Origin of the sequence: Mycobacterium sp. D16Q16, from assembly GCF_002013745.1 — a bacterium.
Lineage (GTDB): Bacteria > Actinomycetota > Actinomycetes > Mycobacteriales > Mycobacteriaceae > Mycobacterium.
Window position 1 is genome coordinate 145593 of the sequence record NZ_MAEY01000012.1, and the last position, 26096, is coordinate 171688.

Here is a 26096-nt window from a genome sequence, read left to right on the forward strand (position 1 = left end):
TCATGCGCCGGTGTCGAGCCGGGCCAGCCGGTCACCGAGGTACCCGCGGAATACCTCGTTATCCGTGAGTACCAATGCTTTTCGGTAGGCGTCCGCTGCCTCCCGATTCCGGCCGAGTCTGGTGAGCAGATCGGCGCGCGCGGCATGCAGTGGGTAGTAGGCGTCGAGATGCTGCCGCAGCGAGTCGATGGCATCCAGTCCGGCCTGCGCGCCGTCGCGTTCACCAATGGCCACCGCACGATTGAGGGCGACGACAGTGGTGGGAGTGAACACCGTCAGCTGGTCATACAGCGCGACGATCTGACCCCAGTCGGTAAGCGCTGCCGAGGGAGCGTCGTCATGGACGGCATTGATGGCGGCCTGGATCTGATACGGGCCCGGGGCGTTGCGCCTCAGGCAGCGTCGTACCAGTTGGTGCCCCTCCTCGATCATCGCGTGGTTCCACCGCGTGCGGTCCTGATCGGCGAGCAGCACGAGCGCTCCGGCGCCATCGGTCCGGGCGGGACGGCGGGCCTCGGTGAGCAGCACCAATGCGAGCAGTCCCACGGCCTCGGGTTCGTCGGGCATCAGATCAGCGAGCACCCTCGCCAGCCTGATCGCCTCGGCGGACAGATCCGTGCGGGTGAGCGTGGTGCCTGAAGAGGCGGCATAGCCCTCGTTGTAGACGAGGTAGAGCGCGGCCAGCACCGATGACAGCCGGTCCGGCAGATCGTGATCCCCGGGCACTCGGTACGGAATACCCGCCGACGCGATCTTCTTCTTGGCTCGTGTGATGCGCGCGGCCATGGTCGATTCGGAGACCAGATACGCATGGGCGATCTCGGGCGTGGTGAGTCCGCCGAGTAAGCGCAGTGTCAGGGCGACCTGCGCCTCGGGGGACAGCGCCGGGTGACAGCAGGTGAAGATGAGCCGCAGGCGATCATCCTGCACCGGACCCACCTCCTGGGGTTCCGGTTGCTCCTCGTCGAGAGCCGTTGTCTCCCTGGACAGTTCGTCGCGCCGCCGGTCGCGCCGCAGTTTGTCGATGCCGCGGTTGCGGGCCGTCGTGGTGATCCACGCGCCGGGATTCGGCGGTATGCCGTCCTGCGGCCATTTCGCGATGGCTACCTCGAACGCTTCTTGTACGGCGTCCTCGGCGAGGTCGATGCTGCCGAAGTAGCGGATCAAGGTCGCCACGGTGCGGCCGTACTCCTCGCGGAAGATCCGGCCTATCTCGTCGTGCGCCACGGGTCAATGGTGCCTCTCAGGTGTCGTGTGTCCTATCAGGACCACGAACAGCAGGTATCTCAATCGACAGCGCGCGACAATTGACCCCATGGCCTATGACGAGGACCTCGTGGAGCGCATCCGTGAAGTGATCGCGGCAACGAAGGGTGTCACCGAGAAACGGATGTTTGGCGGCCTCGCGTTTCTGGTGGACGGGCACATGACGGTCGCCGCGAAACGCGAAGGCGGACTACTGGCCCGCTGCGATCCCCACGACACCGAGGCCCTGACGGCCAAGAAGCATGTGAGCCGGATGGTGATGGGTGGGCGCGAGATGGATGGCTGGTTGAGCATCGACGCCGAGGGTGTGCGCACCAAGCGACAGCTGGAGCCGTGGGTGAAACGGGCACTGGCCTTCGCCGGGTCGCTTCCACCCAAGTAGACCGCGCCGATCGACTATCCGCCGCGCAGCACCATCAGTTTCTGCATATCGGCCAGGCCCTGCTCCTGCGCCTCACCCAGGAACGTCGGCAACGGCGCCTGCACCTCAGGCAGCACCTCGTTGTCGATGAGGGCTTGCAGCCCGGCCTCCTTGCCCCCGCGCCCTGTCTGGTTCTCGATCTCTTGCTGACCGGAAGGCGTTGAATAGTCATAGAATTCGCGATCCGACGGCCGCGCACTGTCGATCTGCATGCCGCCGGATTTCCAGTACGAGTAGGTGGCCAGCTTCGCCTCGGCGGTACGGACCGCGACGATATGACTGGGCGCCGAGGTGGGGATCTCGGTGGGCGCGTTCTCACCCATCACCGCACGGATCTGGGGATCCTTGAGGAAGGTGGCCATCTCTTCCACCGACATGTCATCGGTGACGTGCGCGATCCACTTGCGCCCTGCCGCATTGTTTTTAGCGATGCCGGCGATGTCGGCGCGCGCGGCCAGATACGAAAAACGCGGATCAGAACGCCAGCCATTGCCGCCGGAACCGATCGTCAGCAGCAGGGGTGCGAGGTCAACGCTGGAGGTCAGCTGGGTGCGCGTGTCCCCCGGCTTCGGGGTGAGCACACCGTGCGGATCGCGGATGTACAGCGGAACCCGGATGGCCTCCTCGTACGCAGTGGCCCCCTTGCCGCGCAGTCCATGCGAGCCCGCGTATTCGCCATGATCGGAGGTGAAGACGACGACGGTGTTGCGATCCACCTCTGGGCGCGATGCCAGCTTGTCCAGCACCCGGCCGACCTGGGCATCCACCTGCTGTTGTAGCCACAGGTACATATCAAGGCAGCGGGCCCATTGACGGGCCATATCCGGTCCCGAGTAGGTCACCGCGCCCGTCATGATCGGCGACATGAAATTGGCGTAGTCGATCTGCAGCTGCGGCTTGCCGTGCTGGCGCAGCTCATCGGGCGTCTGGAAGTTGACCGGCACAGCATCAAACCAGTGCGGAACATCTTCCGGGAGAGGATTCTTGGGCCACCAGCAGATGTCATGCGGATTCACCAGAGAGACCGTCGTGCACCACGGCCCCTTGCCTGCCTCGGCGTCGAACCACCCCGCGAACTGGTCGACGATCCCCGGGTCCTTCTGCAGTCCCTGGTTCGGCATGCCGTTCGGCGACGGGAAGGTGCCGCCCGAGAAACCATGTGCATCAAGACCTTCGGGTGTGTTGTCACTCCAGTGACCGAGATGCCACTTGCCCCACCACCAGGTCTGATATCCCTGCTGTCGCAGCATGGTGCCCCAGGTGGGGAACTGCGGTGCCAGGCTCGATTCGGTTGGCCCCTCCCCGGTGAACAGACATCCGGTCTGATGTGAGTACAGCCCGGTCGTCATGGCTCCCCGTGACGGGGTGCACATGTTCGATGCGGTGTAGTGCGACGCGAAGGTGATGCTGTCCCTTTGCAATCGACTAAGACTGGGTAAGAGGTTGGTGAGTTTCTGAACATCGGGGAACCACTGCGGGGCCCGCATCTGATCCACGACGATCACCAAGATGTTCGGCTTGTTCCCGCCGGCTGACGGTGAATCAGTGCGACTCGGCTTGCGGAGCAGCTCATATCCCCCGAAACCGACCGCGGCGGCACCCGCCGCAACAGCCCCAGTGGTCAGCACGGTCCTGCGGTTGAGCTCGGCCATGCATCCAACGTAACCGCAATTCCTGGCAATGAACGCCGAAGAACCCGGCCGGTTTTGGGTACGACGCGCTACGGCTGTGCGGGAGCCGTGGTCGCGGCGCCGGGTGCGGGCGCCGCGCCGCGCGGCGGAGCGACAGGCGCCGGCATCGGAGGCGGAGCACCTACCGGAGGCGCCGGCGACGGCGCCGGCCCTTCGGCCGCCGGGGGCTGCGTGCCCATGATCTCAATCTCGCTCACCGACACAAGACCGTTGAACGCGTCCTGCCGCTGGCCACTCTTGTTCACGATCGACACACCGGGTTCGGTGGCCTCGATGACCATGGTCACCGAATCGGTCACCACATTGACCTTGACACTTGCCAACGCTCGGCTCACCGGGACCTGCTGTTTGACCGAACTACCGTCGCTGAATTCCCAACGCACCCTGGTGATCTTGCGGTTCTGGGCGAAGCGGTCGGATCCGTCGATATCGGTCTTGGCATATCCGGGCACCAAACCGACCGAGGTAACGAGTGTCGGGTGGTCGAACTTCGCCGTGATCGACTGGCCGTCTTGTTCCTTCCACTGGCATCGCCAGGCGGTGAGCGGGTCGTTGTCGAATGCCTTAGCGGGGTCGTAGACGTACTTCACCCCATTGCTGTCGGTGCCGTCCTCGGCCTGAACGCAATTGGTGCTCAAGTCCACCGGCTTGACGGGACTCGACGGCACGGGAGGTGGCGCGGTGGTGGTCGTCGCCGCACTGCTCGTCGTCTTCGGATCATTCGGCGGCAGCATCCCGTGCGTCTGCTGCTGGGTGGAACCGTCGCCGTGCACCGCCATGTATCCGACGTAGCCGAGCCCCACGACCACGAGCAGACCAGCGAGCATCGCGAAGGCCATGATGATCCCGCGATGCGATCGCGCATTCGGATCGCGCCACGGATCGGAGAACTTCACCTGCGCGGCGAGGTTAGGCGGGCACGCAGGCAGCTGCGCCAGAGCTTCACGCAGATCCGGACGCGTGTGCCACAGTCGCAGCAGTTGATCCTGCGGTAGCGCCGGGTTGTGCGCGGCGGCAAGCTCCGCGTCGTAATCCGGCGCCGGTCCGTAGTTATATGGACCGGTCATGGGCGGCCATTATTCCGCACGAACGGGCGCCAGCGGCCACATGAGGCCACCCGCCATGCCGGTCTATTCACGGTTCAACATGTTCCTTGCTCACTCGAGGCTCGCCCGAACCGAGTATCCGCAGGCCCGCAGAGTGCTCGTCTGCCCACCCCCGACCTCGCCAGTGATACCCAGCTAATCGTCGCAGTATCACAGTGGGTTGTCCGTCCAGAACTGTCACCCGTGACGGACGTGCTAGTTTGGCCGCTGGTATCTGCATGACCCAGAGGAGCTCCGATGACCAGATTTGTGGTGCCGGCCGCCGCAAGCGTGCTGATCGGCCTGCTGCTGGGCGCCGCCGCCGTCTTCGGCGTCACGCTGTCGGTCGAGCAGGACAAGAAGCCGGTCGTGACGGGAATCGATCCGTCGACCGCCATCCTCAACCGCCCCGATTACGGCAACCGGAGCTGACATCTCGCGGCCCCCGGCAGCGCCGCGCAGCATTTCCTGAGCCGTGACGCACCGCCTTGACTGTTCGCCGCTGAGTCGGCGGTGGCTCGCGGTCGCCGCGGCGTTCGCATTACTGCTGACCTTTGCCCAATCACCCGGGCAGATCTCCCCGGACACCAAGCTGGATCTGGCGATCAATCCGCTGCGGTTCGCCGCCCGGGCCCTCAACCTGTGGAGCAGTGATCTGCCGTTCGGGCAGGCGCAGAACCAGGCATACGGCTATCTCTTTCCGCACGGCGCCTTCTTCTCACTGGGGCATCTACTCGGGGTGCCGGCCTGGGTGACGCAACGACTGTGGTGGGCACTGCTGGTGGTGGCCGGGTTCTGGGGCGTCATCCGGGTTGCCGAGGCGCTGGGTATCGGTACCCGCGGCTCCCGGATCATCGCGGCAGTCGCGTTCGCCCTGTCCCCCCGGGTGCTGACGACCCTGGGAGCCATCTCATCCGAAACACTGCCGATGATGCTGGCTCCGTGGGTGCTGTTGCCGGTCATCCTGACGTTCCAGGGCCGAATGTCCCCGCGCCGGGCGGCGGCATTGTCGGCTGTCGCGGTCGCATTGATGGGTGCGGTCAATGCTGTCGCCACCGCCCTCGCCTGCGGTGTGGCCGCCATCTGGTGGCTGGCCCACACACCGAACCGGACATGGTGGCGATTCACGGCGTGGTGGATTCCCTGCCTGGCGCTGGCCACCTCATGGTGGATCACCGCCCTGTTGATCTTCGGCAAGATCAGCCCGCGGTTCCTCGACTTCATCGAATCTTCCGGCGTCACCACGCAATGGACCTCTCTCACCGAGGTGCTGCGCGGGACCGACAGTTGGACGCCGTTCGTGGCCCCGACCGCGACGGCGGGTTCCTCGCTGGTCACCCAGTCGGCCATGGTCATCGCCACCGCCATGATCGCCGCTGCCGGCATGGCGGGGCTGGCAATGCGGGGCATGCCGGCACGCGGGCGCCTGGTCGCGATACTTCTTGTTGGCCTCGTGCTGCTGACGGCCGGATACACCGGTGCACTCGGATCGCCTGTGGGCCAGCAGATCCAATTCTTCCTTGACGACGGCGGCACACCGCTGCGCAATGTGCACAAGCTCGAACCATTGATCCGCCTGCCACTGATTCTTGGCCTGGCACATGCCTTGTCGCGGATACCACTTCCCGCCAGTGTGACCGTCCGGGAGTGGCTCGCGGCGCTGGCGCGCCCGGAACGTAATCGGGCGGTTGCCCTTGGGATCGCGGTGTTGGTGGCGCTCGCCGCGAGCACATCGCTGGCCTGGACGGGCCGGCTGGTGCCCCGCGGCGGTTTCGACGAGATCCCCGGATACTGGAACGAGACGGCACACTGGCTGGCCGATCACGATGATGGCGGGCGCGCGCTCGTGGTACCGGGAGCTCCGTTCGCAATCCAGACTTGGGGCCTCACCCGCGACGAACCCCTGCAGGCGCTGGGCCAAACACCTTGGGGAGTACGGGATTCCATCCCACTGACACCTCCGGAAACCATCCGCGCCATCGACTCGGTACAGCAGTTGTTCGCCGCCGGCCGCCCCTCGGACGGGCTGGCCGACACCCTGGAGCAACAGGGCATCTCCTATCTGGTGGTGCGCAACGACCTCGACCCCGATACGTCCCGTTCCGCGCGACCGATCCTGGTGCACCACACCATCGACGGGTCTCCCGGGCTCACCAAGGTTGCCCAGTTCGGCGACTCCGTCGGGGCCGGGACCGTGGAAGGCTTTGTCGCCGATAGTGACCTACGCCCAAAGTATCCAGCGGTCGAGATTTACTCGGTGGGGCACGGAAAGGGTTATGGGGAACCATATTTCGCGGACATCGACAGCATGCCCCGGGTCGCGGGTGGACCCGAAGCTCTGCTGCGCTTGGGTGAACGGCGCCGCCAGCTGAACCAGCCACCGCTGGGCCCATCTCTCTTGGCTACCGACGCCGCACAGGCAGGTCTGCGTCCCGGACCCGCGATGGTCACCGACAGTCCGTTGGCTCGTGAGACCGACTACGGGCGCGTCGACGATCATTCCTCGGCCATTCGCGCACCCAGCGATAAACGCCGAACCTTCAACCGAGTGCCCGACTACCCCGCCACCGGCGTCCCCGCCGTGAACGGAAGCTGGACAGGCGGGACCATCACCGCATCCAGCTCCGCTTCCGATTCCACGGCGCTGCCCAATGTGGCCCCGGGCACCAGCACAGCCGCCGTCATCGATCGCGACAACGCGACGAGCTGGGTCAGCAGTTCACTGGAAGCCGCTCTTGGGCAATGGATTCGGGTGGACCTGGATCGGCCGATCACCAACGCGATCCTCACCGTGACACCGAGTGCCACCGCATTGGGAGCTCAGGTGCGGCGACTGGAGGTCGAGACCGATAACGGCACCACATCGGTGCGGTTCGATGAGCCGGGCAAGCCTTTGGATGTGGCGCTGCGGCCGGGGGAAACCAACTGGGTCAAGGTCACGGCCACCGGCACCGAGGACGGCACCTCCGGCGTGCAGTTCGGCATCACTGAGCTATCCCTCACCCAGTACGACGCCGCGGGATACGCCCATTCCGTCGATCTCCGCCACAGCGCAACCCTGCCCTCGCCTCCCGCGGAAGCCGCGGTGTTTGGCTGGGACTTGGGATCTCCGCTGGAGGGTCGACCCGGCTGCATGCCGTCCCCCGAGAGGCTGCGCTGCGCGGGAACACTCTCACTTGCCCCCGAGGAACCCGGCACCTTCATCCGGACACTGACTGTGCCCCGGCCTCTTTCGCTCACACCACGGCTCTGGGTGCGGGCCCGCTCCGGCCCGCAACTGCGTGATCTGATCACGCAGCCCGGAACCACCGCGGCCTCCGGGAGCGCCGACCTGATTGACCTGCGAGGCTCCTCCTATGCCGCCACCGACGGCGATCCCGGTACCGCCTGGACGGCGCCACAGGAGTCGGTACTGCGACAGCACCTGCCCTCTCTGGTGATAAAACTCCCCAAACCCGTGGCCGTCGGCGGTATTCGGCTCCAGCCCAGCAAGACGGAGGTGCCTACACACCCCAAGCAGGTAGCCATCAACCTCGGCGACGGACCCCAGATAAGGAACATCGACCCGAAGTCTCCCGAGACGACACTGGCATTGCATCCGGCTGTCACCGACACCATCACGGTCACGGTGACTGACTGGACCGACATCATTGACCGCACCGCGCTAGGAACCGATCAGAACAAACCGCCCGGAATCGCCGAGCTCGTCGCGCTGGACACCCGCGGTCGGCCGGTCGCCCCGGCCGATGCGCGGGCCAATGGCAACCGCGTGATCAACATCGGATGCGCCGACGGCCCGGTGCTAGCGCTCGCCGGACGCTTCATCCCGATGTCCATCACCACCACGGTGCGGGATCTGCTGGACGGCAACGCCATCCAGGCGACTCCGTGCGATACCGCACCCATCGCGACGGGCGCAGGGCCTCAGGACGTCACCGTCAATCCACGCCAGCAGTTCATCGTCGATGGCGTCCAGCTCACCGCGCCGGACGCGGCACCGGCCTCCGCGACCGCGACCGTGGCACCCACGGGCAGATGGGATGCGGCCCGGCGTGAGGTGACCGCGGATCCCGCGTCGCACGACCGGGTGCTGGTGGTGCCCGAAAGCATCAACCCCGGGTGGGTGGCTCGTGATGCACAAGGACACATCCTCGCCCCGGTACGGGTGAACGGATGGCAGCAGGGATGGGTGCTTCCGGCCGGCACCGGCGGGCCGATCACACTCACCTTCGGCCTCGACACCTGGTACCGGGCGGGACTGTTCGGCGGACTTGCGCTGCTTCCCGTCCTCGCACTGTTGGCCTTCATCCCCGTGCGCCGAAAAACCACCCTCACCCAGGTGATCCCATGGCGCTCTGGCCGCGCGGCGGGTGTCGCGGTGCTGGCGGCTCTCACCGCCATCAGTGGCATCGCCGGGGCCGTGGTGGGCCTGGCCGCATTGGCGTTCAAGGTGTGGGCGCGCTGGCCCCTGCGCACGCTCACGGCAGCGGGGGCCTATGTCTCCGGCGGTTCTCTGCTGCTGGCCGGAGCGGCCCTCTCCCGGCATCCGTGGCGATCGATGGGTGGATACACCGGTCACTCGTGGTGGATTCAGCTGCTGGCGCTGACCTCTGTGACCGCCGTGGCGTTGGCTGCGGTGCGGCTCCCATCGCGCCGCTTCTGGAAGCGCCGCAATGCCTCCCGTGACGGAGATTCCACCAGCGCGTAACTGACAGCGGCCATCGCGAAGCCGAAGATCAGCGTCAGAATCAGCACCAGCGGGAAGTGACCGCTGAACGGGAAGCGCCCGATGACGGTAAAGACCATGTTCAGGGCCGCCAGATGCCAGATGAACAGGCCGTAGGACCAACGCCCCAGCGTCACCATCAGCGGGCTGCTCAATATTCGGTGCGGCGTGCCCGGGGCATCCAATGTCAACGGCATCAGCAGCGCCCACGCCAGCGTGGCACCCATCGCGATCTTGACGGCGTACTGATGCGGCGGTGCCTGAGTCAGCCCCTGCGGTCCGGCCAGCGGGGAGGCTGCCACCCCGAAGGCGATAAGGGCCACCACGGCGAGCAGCACGCGGCGACGCGCCAGGTGCAGTGTCCAAGCGGGTGGCGCCGAGCTCCATTCGGCCAGCAGCATGCCCGCGACGAACCACGAGAAGAAGGCGGGCGGCCACGTCAGCGGATTGACGCCCACGGCCGCGTGAAAGGGGATGAACGACCAGCCGAGACTGATGGCACCGAGGGACATGAGCACCGGAGCACGCCATCGCCCCGGCACCCGCCGCATGGCGACCGCGATAACCGGCAGCGCCACATAGAACGCCACCTCGACCGCCAGGCTCCACATCTGTGTCAGACCTGCCGTCAGAGTTAGCGGGATATACAACTGTGTGAGCGTCAGGTTGGCCGCCCAGACCACCCAGCTGGCCCCCATCGCATCCGGCAACAGCAACAGGATGACAACGACGGCGGCCAGGTAGGCCGGGACGATGCGGACGAACCGCGACGCGAAGTAGCGCCCAGTGGACGCGGCCGCGGGCCCGCCGTGTGCTGCCGCGGCATGTGGCCGCCACAGCAGAAATCCAGATAGCGCGAAAAAGACGGCCACCGCCAGGTCAAAGCGGCCCAGGATGCGTCCGTCGACGCCATCGTTGTGACCCGTCTGAAACGCGGTGTGGGTGACCACGACGCCCATCGCCGCGCAGGCGCGCATGCCCTCCAATGCTGGGACAAAGCCCCGCGCATGGACGGCCGGAGCCGATGGCCGCACTGTCGTCACCCCGCCGAGGGTACGGTTCTAAGTCGATCCGGCGGCATTTGACCAGAACCAGGACCTGGGAATCCGTACGATCGCCAAATGACCACCTGGCGGCCACGGCTGTTAGGGTCAGACAGATTTGCCCTGGGCATGCCATCTCGTCACGCACAGGGTTACCGCACGTTAAGGAGGGTTCGGCCACAGTGAACCGCGGGGTCATGATGCGTATCGCAGCGTGCGGGCTGCTGGGGCTGGGTTCGGCGCTCATCATCGCCGCACTGTTGCTCAGCACGTACACGAGCAACCGGCTTGCGAAGATTCCGCTCGACTGGGACGCCACATTGGTGAGCGAGGGCAAGGGCCGTGCCCTGGACCCGGCGTCGCTGTCCGGACCGAAGTTCATCGCCGATCCGGATAAGCCGCTGGCGCTGCAGGAGCAGATCACCACCGTCAGCCCCACCGACGCCACCAAGGTCGGCCTGCAGGCGGGCATCACCCTTCGGCGCACCGATAAGCAGGGCGACGCCGGTTTGGTTCTCGCCACTGTCGACACCGTCACCGTGGACCGCCACTCCGCCGAGGCGATCTCCAGCGATGACAACCCCGGCGGCAGTGTCCAGAAGCCACGCGCTATCGAGGACGAGACACCACCGACGACGATTGCGCTCAAGCACGAAGGGTTGAGCTACCGGTTCCCCTTCGACACCGAGAAGAAGACGTACCAGTACTTCGACGTAGTCGCCCAGCGAGCATTCGACGCCAACTACACCGGCGAAGAAGATGTCAACGGGCTCACCGCCTACCACTTCACCCAGAACGTGGGCTACGACGCCAACGGCAAGCTGGTCGAACCGGTCTCGTACCCCTCGTTGTACGACAAGGACGAGGACTCGAAGGTCACGGCCCGCGCCCAGCAGTGGGGTGTGGAAGCAGAGCGCGAGGACGAAGAGATCACCATGACCCGCTACTACGCGGCACAGCGTGAGTTCTGGGTGGATCCGGTCAGCGGCATCATCGTCAAGAGCAAACAGCATGCGCTGCAGTACTACTCGCGTGACGCGCTCAAGCCCGAGGTCCCGATGGTGGACTACACCGTGCAGTCGAACGACGAGACCGTCGAGAAGCAGGTGAAAGCGGCACGCGATACCCGCGACAGCCTGTCCATCTGGTCGAACATCCTGCCGATCACCTTCGCCGCTCTCGGCGTCGTGGCGCTGGTCGGTGGTGGGCTGCTGGGCTCGTTCAGCCTGCGCGCCGAGTCGGCGTTGATCGACCCCGGCCTCGACACGGTCGATCATGGCTTCTTCGGCCGTCGCGGTCCGGAGAAGCCGCCCGCCAGCGAGGCCGACACCGACAAGTTCCCGTCGCCCCGAAACCACCTCTAGCCGGGACGTCTTGCGCCGCACGCGCGTCATCGCGGCGCCGCTCTACGCATTGGGCTTGGCGGCTGCCATTACCGCGCCTCTTGCCGCACCCGGTTATCTGCTGATCCGTGACGCCGTCTCAACCCCGCGGTCTTACCTGACCGATGCGGCGCTGGGGGTAGGCGAGGCAGCCCCCCGCGCCGTCCCGCAGGACTTCTTCATCGCCATCGCGACGTCACTTGTTGACGGCGGAATCCTCGTCAAGGCCCTTCTCGCGGTGAGTTTGTGGCTCGCCGGGTGGGGAGCGGCGCGCCTGGCCGCTCAACTGGTCCCAGACGCCGGGATTCCCGGCGAGCTGGTGGCCGCCACCATTGCGATCTGGAATCCCTATGTGGCTGAACGGCTTTTGCAGGGCCATTGGAGTCTGCTGGTCGGTTACGGCTGCCTACCGTGGGTCGCGCTGACGGTAATTCGGCTGCACACGGCGACCAGTATCGGCGCATGGTGCACGCTCGCGTTCTGGATCGCCGTGGCCGGATTGACGCCCACCGGAACGGTGCTCGCACTGATCGTCGGGCTGGCCGTGTCGTCAGATCTGCGGTCAAGGCTTGGTGTACTGGCGATTTCGCTGCTGGCCGCGATGCCGTGGCTGGTGGCCTCGGGGTTGGGCACGGACATACCGGCCGGAGACCAGGCCGGGGTCCACGCTTTCGCGGCCCGGGCCGAGCCTGGGCTGGGCACGCTCGGCAGCCTGGCCTCACTCGGCGGTATGTGGAATGCCTCTGCGGTGCCGGCCTCGCGAACCACATTGTTCGCGTTGGCCTTCTCGGCGGTGCTGCTCGTGGTGCTGGCGGTGGGCGTGGTGGTGCTGTGGCGCACCCGAACAGCGCTCGGATTGCTCGGTATTGCCGGTGCGGCCGTGATTCTTCCGGCGCTGCTGGCGACGGGCCCGGGGCTGTCGCTGACCACCTGGCTCATCACCGAGGTGCCCGGCCTGGGCATTTTGCGTGACGGCCAGAAGTGGGTGGCGCTGGCGGTACCGGGGTACGCGGTGGCCGGTGCCGCCGCCGTGACCGCGGTACGCGAACGTTCCGCACAACTAGTGGGAGCCGGAGTGGCATGCGCAGCACTGATATTGACGCTGCCTGATCTGGCTTGGGGAGTGGGAGGCCGAGTCGAGTCGGTGGTCTACCCGGCCGGATGGCACACGGTCGCCGCCTACATCAACGCCGAACCTCATCCGGTGGCTGTATTGCCGCCGGAGACCATGCGGCAATACCCGTGGGGACCTCCTTCGATCCCGGTGCTGGATCCGTTCCCGCGCTGGATCCGCGGAGACGCGGTGAGTAGCGGCGACCTTCGTGTCGACGGGCAGGACGTGCGCGGCGACGGCACCCGGGGACGTGTCGTCGAACAGCTGCTACGCACCGGCGCCACACCGCGCGAGCTCGCGGCGCAGGGCATCGGCTGGGTGGTCCTGCAGGCTAAAACTCCTGGTGAACAAGAGTTTTCGTCAACAACACTGGCGCAGCTCGAGCCGGTCTACCGCGACGGCGACATCGCGCTCTACCGGGTACCCGGGCCGTGGGAATCCATCGGAGCATCACCGAGCCGTCGCACGGTCGTCATCGCGGCACACCTGATCTGGGTGGCGCTCCTCGCGGCGGGCGTGCTGGCCGGCGGCCTGCGCCTCACCCACCGCCGGCGAGCGTAACCACGCCAAGAGTCATGGGCCGAGGGAACCACCGCACTGGCCGTGAAGCTGTAGTCGTCGAGCTCTACCTCCAGCCGCTGCTGGATATCGTCGTTGAACCTGTCCTGCCGGTCCTTGCGCACATCGAGGGTCAGGAGCCCGCGGCTGCGGATAATGCCGATCGCCCGCACGATGTAGTCGATCTGCGCCTCCATGTAGACGTGAGCACCGATGAGGTCATCGAGCACAGCACCCGCATCGGGGCCACCCTCGCGGCCCGGTATCTCACCGCGGGCTGATCCGTCAGATCAGGCGGGAATTTCGACCTGCGGAGCCGCGACCGGTTCGTCACCGACGATCCCCGACACCGGGATGCCGAGCATCGCCGCCTTGAGCACGGTCCACACACCGGCCGCGCTGCGCTCCCACGACAGGTCGGCACAGCGAGCACGCGCCGCCTCGCCCATCCGGTAACGAAGGTTGTTGTCCGCCAACAGGGTCGCGGTATGCCGGACGAACTCATCCTGGTCGCGGGCCAGCAGACCGGTGATGCCGTCGGTGACCGAATCGGTAAGGCCACCGGAAGAGCGGTAGCCGACCGTGGGCACGCCATGCTGCGCGGCCTCGGTGACCGCCAGGCCCCAGCCTTCCTTGCGTGACGGCATCAGGTGCACCCAGGCACGTTGCAGCACCCGGTGCTTGGCTTCCTCACCGAGGTATCCGTGGAATGTCACCGACTCGGAAATACCCAGCCGGGCAGCGTGGCCCACCAGCGGATCCATCCACCAGCCATCGCCGACAACATCGAGATGCACGTCGGGTACATGGTCACGCAGTAGCGCAAGCGTGGTCAGCGCGTGCTCAATCTGCTTATGCGGCACCAAGCGCGAGAGCACCACGACTCGCGGCGTCTCGCTGCGGGCACCGTCCAGCGCCTCGGCCACCGACAGCGCCGGTATCTGATCGATACCGTTGCGCACCACAGCAATCCGTCCGGGCTCCACACCGAGCGCCACCAAGTCGGATGCGGACGGCTGCGAGACCGTCAAGTACTGGTTGCGCCGGTGCATTCGCGGAGACAACCGCGATTCCAACCACCAGCCCAGCCTGCCGATGAGCTGCCCCGCCACCGGCCACTGCTCTCGGTGGCAGTGGTGCACCAGCATCACCACGGGCGCCGTCACCACGGTGCTGGCAAAAAAGGGGATGCCGTTCTGGGTATCGATGACGACATCGGGGCGCACCTCACGCAGTGCGCCCAGACCGACGCGACCGGCCAGCAGCGACAACAGTGCGCGCGGGTACACCGTGAACCGCCCACCGCCACGTGAGATGCGCACTCCGTTGACCACCTCATGGCGAGGCGCGCCGGGGTAGGCGGCACATCGCAGTGTCACCCTGACACCGGACGCGGCCAGCTCGGCGCCGATGCGCTGCAGGTATGTCTCGCTACCGCCGCCCTGCGGATGGTCGGTATCACGCCAGCACAACATGAGGACCTCCCGCGGGAGGCCCGGCTGATCTGACGCTTCGCTTAACACCGCTAAGCACCCTAGGCCGTTAGGGTGGGCCTCCAGAAATTCCGTGTTCCGTAAAAGAAGACCGAGCAGAACGAGAACCCGTGCCGGATATCACCGATCTGTTTGCGCAGCGAGCCACTCTGCGGCGTTCTACCAGCTTGTTGTCATCTTTTCGCTTCGAGCAGAGTGCGCCCGAGCGGTTCTACGGAACGGTGGCGCAGGACACAGTTCACCTGGTCGCCGACTTGTGGCTACAGGCCACCGGCACCGGGTTGCAGGGCCGCACGGTGCTGGATGTCGGGGGCGGGCCGGGCTACTTCGCCTCGGCCTTCGCCGACGCCGGCGCACAGTACGTCGGTGTCGAACCCGACCCTCGGGAGATGCATGCGGCTCCTGACGGAACCCAGGGCATCCACGATCCACGAGCGGCATATCTGCGCGCATCCGGAATGGCCTTGCCGTTCGCCGACGACAGCGTCGACATCTGCCTGTCCTCCAACGTGGCCGAGCATGTACCCGAGCCCTGGCGCCTCGGCGCGGAAATGTTGCGGGTCACCCGCCCGGGCGGGCTGGCGGTCTTGTCGTACACCGTCTGGCTCGGCCCTTTCGGTGGCCACGAAATGGGTCTGACGCATTACTTCGGCGGCGCCCGCGCCGCCCGCTGGTACACCCGCAAGCACGGCCATCCGCCCAAGAACAACTACGGGTCGTCACTTTTCCCGGTCTCCGTGCGCGACGGGCTCCAGTGGGCACACAGCACGGGCGCGCTGGTTGCCGCATTTCCCCGCTACCACCCCAAATGGGCATGGTGGATCACCAAAGTTCCCGCTGTGCGGGAGGTTCTGGTGAGCAATTTGGTGCTTGTCCTGCGCCCCCACTGAATCCAGAATTGCAACAGGTTCCACTTCCCCTGACTGCCCGGTAGTGTTGCGTACGTCACGCAACGAGGCGGACATGAAACGGAAGTCACGACACTTGACTGAGCAGACAGCGACGCATGAGGACGTTGCACGCCCCGCGGAATCACAACGGGACCCGGAGACCTTGCGCGGCGCACTCGCCGAGTGGATCTCCGCCCAGCTGCCGGCCGATGCCGCCCTCAGCGTGGACCACGCGGAGCTGCCCAGCGCCAACGGCATGTCCAGCGAGACGATCCTGGCCGATGCGCAGTGGACCGAGAACGGTGTGCGCGCTGCCCACCGGCTGGTGATCAGGACGGCACCTCAGCCCGACTCGAGCCCGGTGTTTTCGACTTATGACATGCGCCGCCAGTTCGACGTGATGGACAAGCTCGGCCAGCACACCAGCGCGGTGGTTCCGCCGGTGCTCTGGTACTGCGATGACCCCTCGGTGCTCGGCGGCGAGTTCTTCGTCATGAAGCGCGTCGACGGGGAGGTGCCGCCCGACCGGATGCCCTACACCTTCGGATCCTGGGTGACCGAGGCCTCCGCTGCCGACCGCCGCAAGATGCAGCGACTCACCGTCGACCAGATCGCCCGGGTTCACTCGGCGCCCGTCGAAGAGTTCGCGTTCCTCGACGACGCCCGCGAGGGGGAGACGGGTCTGGACGCCCATGTGCGCCGCACCCACGAGTTCTATGAGTGGGTACGCGGCGACGGCCCCACCATCCCGTTGATCGACCGCGGCTTCGCGTGGTTACGCGAGAACTGGCCGACCGAATCGCTAGGCACGAAAGATGCTGTCAGTTGGGGTGATTCGCGCCCGGGAAACGTCATCTACCAGAATTTCGAGCCGGTAGCACTGCTCGACTGGGAGATGGCTACCGTGGGGCCCCGCGAGCTCGACCTTGGATGGATCATCTTCCTGCACAGATTCTTCCAGGATCTGGCCGAAGTGGCGACGCTCCCGGGCCTCCCGGATTTCTGTCGGCGCGAGGACATCGCCGCCGAGTACGCCGCACTCACCGGGCACCACGCGGGCGATCTGGACTTCTACACCGCCTATGCCGCGCTGCAGCACGCCGTGATCATGGTGCGCATTCAGATGCGTGCCATGGCTTTTGGTATGGCAGAGATGCCGAATGACCCCGATGATTTGATCCTGCACAGGGCCACGCTGGAGAAGATGCTGGACGGAAAGTACTGGTCGCAGCTCGCAGAGGAGACCAGCGCGTGAGCCTGTCCCCCTTCGACGATTACCCGATCCACCAGATCGCCGATGTAGTCCGCCATGTCGGCACCTCGGATCGAAACTTCTATGACCGCTACTACTTTGGCTGCCACGGTGGGCACGCCGACCTGCCATATCTGATCACCGGACTGGGCGTCTACCCGAATCTGGGTGTCACCGATGCATTCGCTTCGGTGCGCGACGGCGACGACATCGTCGTGTTCCGGGCCTCGCGCGCATTGGGCGACGACCGAGCCGATCTCAAGGTCGGGCCGTACCGCATTGAGGTCCTTGAGGGTCTCAAGAGGGTGCGGCTGATCCTGGAACCCGGCTCCGAATACGACCTCGCCTTCGATATCACCTACACCGGTGAGATCCCGGCCTCCCTGGAACCCGGCCATTACCAGCGTCAACTGGGCCGCGTGATGTTCGATACCTCACGGTTTGCCCAAACTGGCACCTGGACAGGCCAATTGACGGTTGGTGGTACCACCCATGAGCTGGATGGAGTCAACTGGTCGGGCAACCGCGATCGATCCTGGGGCATCCGCCCCGTCGGTGAGGGCGAACCCGCCGGACGGCGCGCCTCCCTGGCTGGGGGCTTCTTCTGGCTCTACAACGTGATCTCGTTCCCCGAGTATTCGATCGTGTTCATCAATCAGGAAGACGAGCACGGCAACAAGGTCGTCAGCGGGGCGCGCCGGGTATGGCGTGATCCGGCGAAGGGGATCGACGAACTCGGACCCGTTACACACGACATCACCTTGGTTCCCGGTACCCGCGAAGCGAGTTCGGCGGTCATTACGTTGGGTGACATCACCATCAAGGCCGATATCGTGCTGCCGCACTACTTCGGCTTCGGCACCGGGTACGGCCTGGATCCGGATTGGCGCCACGGCATGTGGCAGGGCGACCTCGTCGTGCAGGGCAAGCGGTACAAGACCGCGGAGCTGGACGCCACACTCAAGTTGTTGTGCCCTGTCGACAATCTCGCCACCTTCACCGCCATCGAGAACGGCGTCGAGACCCACGGCAGTGGACTGTTCGAATTCGGCCCCATCGGCCCCCACAAACCCTCCGGCTTTACCGGGTTCGTTGATACACTTCAGGAAAGAGACGGCGATTCATGACCAACGGGAACAACTTTGACAAGCTCTTCATCGGTGGCGTCTGGACTGAGCCGGCCACCGACCAGGTGATCGAGGTCATCTCGCCCGCCACCGGCCAGAAGGTGGGCCAGTGTCCGCTGGCCTCCCCCGCTGACGTCGAGGCCGCGGTCAGCGCCGCTCGCCGCGCCTTCGACGACGGCCCCTGGCCCAAGCTGACCCCGCACGAGCGGCAGGCGGTACTGCAGAAGGCAGTCGCCGGGCTAGAGGCCCGCAAGGACGAGATCTGCAAGGCCATCGCCGACGAGACCGGCGCTCCCCCCATGGTGATCGAAACGCTGCAATGGATGGGCGGCTTTGGCGCCATCCAGTACTACGCCAACGCGGCGGACGCAGTGAAGTGGAAGGAACTGCGCAACGGCGCGTACGGCCAGACCGTGGTGACCCGGGAGCCCGCCGGTGTGGTGGCCGCCATCGCGGCCTGGAACGTGCCGCTGTTCCTGGCGCTCAACAAGATCGGCCCGGCGTTCCTCGCAGGCTGCACGGTGGTACTCAAGCCCGCCGCCGAGACTCCCCTGTCGAGCTTCATCCTGGCCGAGGTGTTCGCCGAGGCGGGCGTACCCGAGGGCGTGCTGTCCGTGGTGCCCGGTGGAGCCGAAACCGGCCGGGCGCTGACCAATAGCCCCGGCGTCGACGTATTCAGCTTCACCGGCAGCACCGTCGTCGGCAAGGAGATCGCCGAGATCGCCGCCAGGAATCTGAAGAAGGTCACCCTCGAGCTGGGCGGCAAGTCGGCGGCCATCGTGCTCGAGGACGCCGACCTAGCGGCCACCCTGCCGATGCTGGTGTTCGCGGGCCTGATGAACGCGGGCCAGGGCTGCGTCAACCAGACCCGGGTGCTGGCACCGCGGTCTCGGTACGACGAGGTAGTCGACGGCATCGTCGGCATGGTCTCGCTGATGGGAGTGGGACTGCCCGATGATCCGGCCACCCAGGTGGGGCCGCTGATCACCGAGAAGCAGCGCGCCCGGGTCGAGGGCTACATCGCCAAGGGCATCGAGGAGGGCGCGCGACTGGCCTTCGGCGGCACCAGGCCCGAAGGGCGAGAAGAACTGGACAGCGGATACTTCGTACAGCCAACGATTTTCGCGGATGTCGACAACTCGATGACCATCGCGCAGGAGGAGATCTTCGGCCCGGTGCTCTCGATCATCGCCTACGACTCCGTGGATGAGGCCATCAAGATCGCCAACGACTCTCGTTACGGCCTGGCGGGCAGTGTGTGGACCACCGATGTGCCCAAGGGCCTGGAGGTCGCGGCGCAGATCCGCACCGGCACCTATGGCATCAACTGGTACGCCTTCGACCCCAGCTGCCCATTCGGCGGCTACAAGCAGTCCGGTATCGGCCGCGAGAACGGGCCCGAGGGCATCGAGGAGTACTGCGAGCTCAAGAGCGTGCTGCTGCCGATGGGCTACACCCTCGACTCCATCTAGCCATCGAGTGCGAGCCTCACGCGGAAATCTTGCCCGAAATCCGCGTGAGGCTCGCGCTCGACGTTAGGGTTCGGCTGTGTCCACCACCGCAGAGGCCGACGCTGCTCCAACAGGTCTCCGCAAAGTCGTCGCGGCGTCGATGGCGGGCACCGTCGTCGAGTGGTATGAATTCTTCCTCTACGCCACCGCCGCCACCCTCGTCTTCAACAAGATCTTCTTCCCCGCTGTACAGGCCGGGGGGAACGATCTCGACAACATCATCAAGGCCTTCCTCACCTATGCGGTCGGGTTTGTCGCGCGGCCCATCGGCGGGATCGTGTTCGGGCACTTCGGGGATCGATACGGACGCAAGCACCTTCTGCAGATCGCGATCGTGCTGGTCGGTGTGGCCACCTTCCTCATGGGTTGCCTGCCGACCTTCGCGCAGATTGGCTACGGCGCCCCGATTCTGCTGGTGGTGCTGCGGTTCCTGCAGGGTTTCGCGGTGGGCGGCGAATGGGGCGGCGCCGTGCTGCTGGTGGCCGAGCACTCCCCCGACGCCCAACGGGGGTTCTGGTCGAGCTGGCCACAGGCGGCCGTGCCGCTCGGCAACCTCCTGGCCACCCTGGTGCTGCTCACGTTGTCGTGGACGCTCTCCGATGCCGCGTTCCTGGCCTGGGGCTGGCGCGTCGGCTTCTGGTTGTCGGTCGTCATCGTGGCGATCGGGTACTACATCCGCACCCGGATATCCGACGCGCCGATCTTCCATGAGGCCCGCCGAGAACTGGAAGAGAACAAGGCCAGCTCCTACGGCGTCGTCGAGGTATTCCGCCGGTATCCGCGCGGGGTGTTCACCGCCATGGGGCTGCGGGTGGCCGAGAACATCCTCTACTACATGGTGGTCACCTTCTCGATCACCTACCTCAAGATCGAGCTCCACATGGACACCAAGCGGATTCTGTTGCTGCTCTTGATCGCTCACGCGGTCCAGGCGATTGCCCTGCCCATCGTGGGGCGGTATACGGATATCGTCGGGCGGCGTGCGCCCTATGCGCTGGGAGCCCTGCTGGCCGCGGGCTGGGGTTTCATCGCGTTCCCGATGTTCAACACCCGAGACGAATGGGTGATCTTGGCGGCCATCGTGATCGGCCTGCTGGTGCACTCGCTGATGTTCGCGGGGCAGCCGGCGATCATGGCAGAGATGTTCCCCACCCGGATGCGCTACTCCGGGGTGTCGGTGGGTTACCAGGTGACCTCGATCTTCGCCGGGTCGCTGGCTCCGGTCATCGGTACCGCGCTGCTGAGTAAGTACCACAGCTGGGTGCCGGTGGCGATCTATCTGGCGGCCGTTGCTCCCATCACGCTGATCGCTGTGTGGGCACTGCCGGAGACCAAGGGCAGCTCGCTGCATGAGCTGGATGCCGCCGACAGGGCGCGCGCCTAGCGCTAGGTTGGTCCCATGGCGACCTACGGCTGGATCGGTTTGGGGAACATGGGCGGCCCAATGGCTGCCAATCTGGTGGCGGCCGGGCACACGGTGCGCGGCTTCGACCTCTCGGGTGACGCGCTGGCCGCTGCCGAAGCGCGAGGCGTCACCGCGGTAGAGGAGATCGCCGAGGTGCTGGCGGGCGCCGAGGTCGTGTTCACCATGCTGCCCAAGGGCGAGCATGTCCGCTCGGTGTTCGAGGGTCCCTACGGGATCTGGGAAAACGCCTCGCCATCAACGCTTCTGGTCGATAGCTCGACCGTCGACATCGAAACCTCGCGGTACTGTCACGCCGAGTCGGCACGCCGGGGGTTCCGGTTCGTCGACGCCCCGGTCTCCGGCGGGATCAGCGGCGCGCAGGCCGGCACGCTGTGCTTCATGCTCGGCGGCGACTTGGAAAACTCCGGTGCGGCAACTGATTACATCAAGCCGATGGCCGGACGTGTCATCCACGCCGGTGAGGGTGGAGCGGGCGTGGCCGCGAAGATCTGCAACAACATGATGCTGTTCATCGACATGATGGCCAACTCGGAAGGCTCGCAGCTGGCCGAGCGACTCGGCCTGGACCCCAAGGTGTTCTGGGAGATCTGCTCGGTATCCTCGGCGCGGTCCTGGGCACAGCAGACGTGGTACCCCGTACCGGACATCATCGAATCCGCTGCCGCCAATCGCAATTTCGATGCCACCTTCACCGTTGACCTGGCGCACAAGGACGCCCGCCTGGCCTTGGCAGCCGGGGAAGCCACCGGCGTGAAGCTGCCCGCCGCCACCATGGTCACCGAGCAGTTCCAGCAGCTCATCGACGAAGGACTGGGCGGCAAGGACTGCTCACTGATCGTCAAGTACGCAACGCCCGACGGGTCGGCGCGCGGCTACCGGGCCTGACCGGGCCCGCCGTCGTGCAACTGCTGCAAAAACCGGTTGTACGAAGCTAATTCGTCGTCCTGGCCGGCCTCGTCGGCCTCCCGCGCCTCGGTCTCGGTCTGTTCCTCGCGCCGCCACCGGATGGCGAATATCAGGGTGGTCGCCAGCGCGATCGGCTCACCGTAGGACCAGGCCAGCGCACCGGCCAACGCCTGGTCCTTGACCGGGTCAACAGCCCACCCGGCGGGCGGGTTGGCGAAGATACCGATCAGCGGCCTCGGCGCCATCATGAGGATCACACCGATGAACACGTGCAGCGGCATCTCCACGAAGATGTCGAACATCCGGCCCAGGTTGGTCTGCCGGATCGGCAACGGGTCGGTGGACAGGATGGGGATGACGAAGAGTAGACCGCTGACCAAGAAGAAGATCTCTAACCCGGTGTGCCCCAACCAGGTAGCAGCGATGGTGTCGAACAACTGCGACAAATACAGGCCGTAGTAGCTGAACAGGAACAGCGGAATGGTGACCGCGGGGTACAGCAGGAAGGCACCCGCGCGACTGCGCAACCCTGCCAGCGCGGCGACCAGCACCCACCTGCCGGGCCCGTGGTGCGGCGTCGAGCGCAAGAGCAGCCGTCCCGGCACGCCCAGCACCAACAAGGGCGGAACCAGGATCGACAGCGTCAACTGCTGAAACATGAACGCACTGAACAACCGAAATCCGTAGCGCTCGATCGACAGTCCCATCACCGCGCCCAGGATCAGGCATCCGGACAGGAAACTGACCGTCGACCACCATGGCCAACTGCGGCCCAATCGGCGCAGCCGGACCACACTCACCACGTACCACCCCGCCAGCAGGACCGCGACGACGGGAAGCACCGGGATGGTCGGCGGATCCCACTCGAGCAACGACCAGGCCGTCGGAGGATCGGCCGGGATGGTGGTCAGCCCAGTAGCCCACCTCGCCTCGTTCATTGATTACATTATGCGCATATTTGAATGACCTGGCCATCCGGGGCGCATATCCGGGCGTTCACCTGCAATTCGGATCGCCGCTAGCCAAACAGCGTTGGTTCACAGCTTCGGTAACTAGGGTGCGCGACGGGGCCGGGGAAACACAGCAAGAAAGGTACGAACTGATGGCTGTATCCGTGAATCTCGAGAAGGCACTCGACAAGGCCTACGAGAACAAGGACCTCAAGGATGTCCTCGACGCACCCCCGTCGGCTCTCGCCGGTCTGACCGAGAAGCATGACGCGGTATTGAAGGAAGCCCTCAACATCTCGACCGTGCGCGAGCTGGGCACCAACAAGTACCTGGCGGTCGCCGCGGCGCTGGCCGCGCTGGAGAGCAAGACCGGCTAAACCGTTGCCCGAGAATGCTTCTGCGCAGACAACCGCTGCGCAGAAGCATTCTTGTGGTCAGCCGCGAAGCGCCTCCGCCAGCGGCTCCAGCACGGCCGGGTCATAGGGCGGGGGCAGGTAGATGATCGCCAGATCGAGACCCTCCGCGCCCAGTGCGGCGGACTCGTCGACAACCTTCGCGTAATCGCGATCCTCGCCGAGCCGAATGTGGGCCGAGAGCGTGATCTCGGCCGGATCTCGTCCGATATCGGCGCAGTGCGCGGCCAGCACATCGCGTTTGCGCGCGAACTCCTCGGGTGGTCCACCCACGAAGTTCCAGTGCTGGGCGTACTTGGCGGTGATCCGCAGCGTCCGCTTCTCGCCACTGCCGCCTATGCAGATGGGCGGGTGCGGTTTCTGCGGTCCCTTGGGCTCGTTGCGAGCATCTTTGAGCTGGTAGAACGTGCCGTCAAAGCTCGTCGTCTCCTGGCTCAGCAGGCCGGTGAGAACCTCGCAGGCCTCCTCGAACCGGTCGAACCGCTCCTTGATGCTGCCCAGCTCGATGCCATAGGCGCCGGATTCTTCCTCGTTCCAGCCGGCACCGATACCGAGTTCCAGGCGACCGCCGGACACGATGTCCAGCGCTGAGGCCATATTGGCCAGCACGGCCGGATGCCGATAGTGGATACCGGTCACCAGCACCCCGACACGCAGCCGCCGGGTGGCCTGCGCCAGCGCGGTGAGGGTTACCCAGCCCTCCAGGCACGGCCCAGAGGAGTCCGAGAAGATCGGATAGAAGTGGTCAAAGGTCCAGCCGGACTCGAAGACCTCGATCTCGTCGGCCACCTTCCAGATGGCCAGCATGTCGTCCCAGGTGGTGTTCTGCGGAGATGTCTTGAACGCGAAGCGCATTCCATAACCCTATGCAGGACTCACCTGGAGTGTCGACCAGATACGAACTATCCCAGCCGTTGTTTGAGGGCGTCGAACTCGTCCTTGACGCCCGTGGGCAGCTTCTCGCCGATGAACTCGAACCACTCCTCGATGAGCGGCAGTTCGGCCTGCCACTCCTCGTTGTGGACCGCCAGCGCCTCGGCCACATCGGCCTCGTCGACGTCCAGACCCGACAGGTCCAGGTCCTCGACACCCGGAACGGTGCCGATCGGGGTGGATACGCCGTTGGCGCGGTGCTCGATCCGGTCGACGATCCACTTGAGCACGCGGCTGTTCTCGCCGAAGCCGGGCCACAGGAAGCGACCGTCGCCGCCGCGACGGAACCAGTTGACGAAGAACACCTTCGGGAGCTTGGACTCGTCGGCCTGCTTGCCGACGTTGATCCAGTGGTTCAGGTAGTCACCGACGTGGTAGCCCATGAACGGCAGCATCGCCATCGGGTCGCGGCGCACGGTGCCAACCTTGCCCTCGGCGGCCGCGGTCTGCTCCGAACCCAGTGTGCCGCCAATGAACACACCGTGCTGCCAGTCCCGGGCCTCGGTCACCAACGGCACAGTCGTCTTGCGACGGCCACCGAACAGGATCGCCGAGATCGGCACACCCTGCGGGTCATCCCATTCGGGGGCCAAGATGGGGCACTGCGACATCGGGGTGCAGTAGCGCGAATTCGGGTGCGCGGCTTTGGTCTCGGTCTCCCGCAGGACCCAGTCCTGACCCTTCCAGTCGATCAGGTGCTCCGGCTCGCCCTCCAGGCCTTCCCACCAGACGTCGTTGTCGTCGGTGCGCGCGACGTTGGTGAAGACGGTGTTGCCGGCTTCGATGGTCTTCATGGCGTTGGGGTTGGAGCTCCAGTTGGTGCCCGGTGCCACACCGAAGAAGCCGAACTCCGGATTGACGGCGTACAGGCGACCGTCCTTGCCGAAGCGCATCCAGGCGATGTCATCACCCAACGTCTCTGCGCGCCATCCGGGAATGGTCGGCTGAATCATCGCGAGGTTGGTCTTGCCGCAGGCCGACGGGAACGCCGCGGCCACGTAGTAGGCCTTGTTCTCCGGCGAGATGAGCTTGAGGATCAGCATGTGCTCGGCAAGCCAGCCCTCGTCGTGGGCCATCGCCGAGGCGATGCGCAACGAGTAGCACTTCTTGCCCAGCAGCGCGTTGCCACCGTAACCCGAACCGTAGGACCAGATTTCACGAGATTCGGGGAAGTGGGTGATGTACTTGGTGTCATTGCACGGCCATGGCACATCTTCCTGGCCGGGCTCCAGGGGCGCACCGATCGAGTGCAGCGCCTTCACAAAGAATCCGTCATCGCCCAGCTTCTCCAGGGCGGCGGCACCCATCCGGGTCATCACGCGCATCGAGGCGACGACATACTCCGAGTCGGTGAGCTCCACACCCAGCTTCGGATCGTCAGCACCGAGCGGGCCCATGCAGAACGGCACCACCCACATGGTGCGTCCGCGCATGCTGCCACGGAAGAGCTCGGTCATGGTGGTGCGCATCTCGGCGGGGTCCACCCAGTTGTTGGTGGGACCGGCGTCCTCTTTGCGCTCCGAGCAGATGTACGTCCGCGATTCCACCCGCGCGACATCCGACGGGTCCGACAGCGCCAGGAATGAGTTGGGGTGCTTCTCGGAATTGAGCCGCTGGAACGTGCCTGCGTCGACCAGCTGCTGAGAAACGCGCTCGAATTCCTCATCGGAACCATCAGCAAACACAACTCGATCAGGTTGCGTCAGCTCAGCGACCTCGCGAACCCAGGCGAGCAATCCCGCATGCTTCGTCGGAGCGTTGTCAAGACCGGGAATGGTCGCTGCTGTCATCGAGAGCATCTCCTCGTTGATGCCGGGTGGGGTACGCAGTTGCCGCACCGGCGCTGGTCGGAAGCTAGATACAAACCTAGATATATGAGGTTAGCGCTGGCCCTGTTCAGCGTGAAACG

The 26096-nt window shown here is 65.6% G+C and carries 20 protein-coding genes and 1 pseudogene; 13 read left to right on the plus strand and 8 right to left on the minus strand.

Features of this window, described 5'->3' with window-relative positions:
* A complete protein-coding gene (locus B4394_RS13015) occupies positions 1-1227 on the minus strand; it encodes an RNA polymerase sigma factor (RefSeq protein ID WP_078315250.1) in 1227 nt (408 codons plus the stop codon).
* 88 nt (positions 1228-1315) lie between these two features.
* On the opposite strand from B4394_RS13015, the gene B4394_RS13020 reads away from it, so the two are divergent.
* Positions 1316-1648, plus strand: coding sequence for a TfoX/Sxy family protein (locus B4394_RS13020; RefSeq protein WP_078307134.1), 333 nt, complete (start codon positions 1316-1318; stop codon positions 1646-1648).
* A gap of 14 nt (positions 1649-1662) precedes the next feature.
* Here B4394_RS13020 and B4394_RS13025 read toward each other — a convergent pair whose 3' ends face one another.
* Together B4394_RS13025 and B4394_RS13030 are read right to left on the minus strand one after the other, a co-directional pair.
* The gene (locus tag B4394_RS13025) at positions 1663-3339 is read right to left on the minus strand and encodes a sulfatase-like hydrolase/transferase (protein WP_078315251.1); all 1677 of its coding nucleotides are present in this window, start codon (positions 3337-3339) and stop codon (positions 1663-1665) included.
* A gap of 68 nt (positions 3340-3407) precedes the next feature.
* Complete coding sequence (locus B4394_RS13030) at positions 3408-4445, minus strand: discoidin domain-containing protein (RefSeq protein WP_078315252.1); 1038 nt, start codon at positions 4443-4445, stop codon at positions 3408-3410.
* 276 nt (positions 4446-4721) lie between these two features.
* Here B4394_RS13030 and B4394_RS13035 point away from each other — a divergent pair, with 276 nt between their 5' ends.
* Positions 4722-4895, plus strand: coding sequence for a DUF2613 domain-containing protein (locus B4394_RS13035; RefSeq protein WP_078293036.1), 174 nt, complete (start codon positions 4722-4724; stop codon positions 4893-4895).
* A gap of 43 nt (positions 4896-4938) precedes the next feature.
* Positions 4939-9171, plus strand: a complete 4233-nt coding sequence (locus B4394_RS13040) for an alpha-(1->3)-arabinofuranosyltransferase (RefSeq protein WP_078315253.1) — start codon at positions 4939-4941, stop codon at positions 9169-9171.
* Here the strand turns inward: B4394_RS13040 and B4394_RS13045 are convergent.
* Entirely contained in the window at positions 9054-10223 is a 1170-nt protein-coding gene (locus B4394_RS13045; protein ID WP_286142059.1) for an acyltransferase family protein, read from the minus strand. The two genes, B4394_RS13040 and B4394_RS13045, sit on opposite strands and share 118 nt — an antisense overlap.
* Positions 10224-10414: 191 nt before the next feature.
* Between B4394_RS13045 and pgfA the strand changes: the two genes are divergently transcribed.
* The 3 genes and pseudogenes from pgfA to B4394_RS25200 form a co-directional block, all read left to right on the plus strand.
* The gene (pgfA, locus tag B4394_RS13050) at positions 10415-11596 is read left to right on the plus strand and encodes a cell envelope lipid trafficking protein PgfA (RefSeq protein ID WP_078307125.1); all 1182 of its coding nucleotides are present in this window, start codon (positions 10415-10417) and stop codon (positions 11594-11596) included.
* A gap of 10 nt (positions 11597-11606) precedes the next feature.
* On the plus strand, positions 11607-13289 hold the full coding sequence (locus B4394_RS13055; protein WP_139360158.1) for an MmpA family trehalose lipid delivery protein: 1683 nt from the start codon (positions 11607-11609) through the stop codon (positions 13287-13289).
* Positions 13290-13483: 194 nt separating this feature from the next.
* A pseudogene (locus tag B4394_RS25200) lies at positions 13484-13567 on the plus strand (TetR/AcrR family transcriptional regulator); the annotation flags it as partial.
* A gap of 9 nt (positions 13568-13576) precedes the next feature.
* Here the strand turns inward: B4394_RS25200 and B4394_RS13065 are convergent.
* On the minus strand, positions 13577-14761 hold the full coding sequence (locus B4394_RS13065; protein WP_078307122.1) for a glycosyltransferase family 4 protein: 1185 nt from the start codon (positions 14759-14761) through the stop codon (positions 13577-13579).
* A gap of 128 nt (positions 14762-14889) precedes the next feature.
* On the opposite strand from B4394_RS13065, the gene B4394_RS13070 reads away from it, so the two are divergent.
* The 6 genes from B4394_RS13070 (at position 14890) to mmsB (ending at position 21870) form a co-directional block, all read left to right on the plus strand.
* Positions 14890-15669, plus strand: coding sequence for a class I SAM-dependent methyltransferase (locus B4394_RS13070; RefSeq protein ID WP_078315254.1), 780 nt, complete (start codon positions 14890-14892; stop codon positions 15667-15669).
* A gap of 43 nt (positions 15670-15712) precedes the next feature.
* Positions 15713-16924 (plus strand): phosphotransferase family protein, encoded by a 1212-nt coding sequence (locus B4394_RS13075; protein ID WP_078307118.1) that lies wholly within the window; start codon positions 15713-15715, stop codon positions 16922-16924.
* Complete coding sequence (locus B4394_RS13080) at positions 16921-18048, plus strand: Rv3169 family protein (RefSeq protein ID WP_078315255.1); 1128 nt, start codon at positions 16921-16923, stop codon at positions 18046-18048. The genes B4394_RS13075 and B4394_RS13080 overlap by 4 nt, the downstream gene beginning before the upstream one ends.
* Entirely contained in the window at positions 18045-19520 is a 1476-nt protein-coding gene (locus B4394_RS13085; RefSeq protein WP_078315256.1) for an aldehyde dehydrogenase, read from the plus strand. The genes B4394_RS13080 and B4394_RS13085 overlap by 4 nt, the downstream gene beginning before the upstream one ends.
* Positions 19521-19596: 76 nt before the next feature.
* Positions 19597-20943: an MFS transporter gene (locus B4394_RS13090; protein WP_078307112.1), complete on the plus strand. Its 1347-nt coding sequence runs from the start codon at positions 19597-19599 to the stop codon at positions 20941-20943.
* Positions 20944-20958: 15 nt separating this feature from the next.
* Positions 20959-21870, plus strand: coding sequence for a 3-hydroxyisobutyrate dehydrogenase (gene mmsB / locus B4394_RS13095; RefSeq protein WP_078315257.1), 912 nt, complete (start codon positions 20959-20961; stop codon positions 21868-21870).
* Here mmsB and B4394_RS13100 read toward each other — a convergent pair.
* Positions 21858-22829, minus strand: coding sequence for a cytochrome c oxidase assembly protein (locus tag B4394_RS13100; RefSeq protein WP_078315258.1), 972 nt, complete (start codon positions 22827-22829; stop codon positions 21858-21860). The two genes, mmsB and B4394_RS13100, sit on opposite strands and share 13 nt — an antisense overlap.
* A 164-nt stretch (positions 22830-22993) precedes the next feature.
* On the opposite strand from B4394_RS13100, the gene B4394_RS13105 reads away from it, so the two are divergent.
* On the plus strand, positions 22994-23218 hold the full coding sequence (locus B4394_RS13105; RefSeq protein WP_078307106.1) for a hypothetical protein: 225 nt from the start codon (positions 22994-22996) through the stop codon (positions 23216-23218).
* 57 nt (positions 23219-23275) lie between these two features.
* On the opposite strand, the gene B4394_RS13110 is transcribed toward B4394_RS13105, so the two are convergent.
* Positions 23276-24109 (minus strand): LLM class F420-dependent oxidoreductase, encoded by an 834-nt coding sequence (locus tag B4394_RS13110; RefSeq protein WP_078307104.1) that lies wholly within the window; start codon positions 24107-24109, stop codon positions 23276-23278.
* Positions 24110-24156: 47 nt separating this feature from the next.
* Entirely contained in the window at positions 24157-25977 is a 1821-nt protein-coding gene (locus B4394_RS13115; protein ID WP_078307409.1) for a phosphoenolpyruvate carboxykinase (GTP), read from the minus strand.
* Positions 25978-26096: the final 119 nt, after the last annotated feature.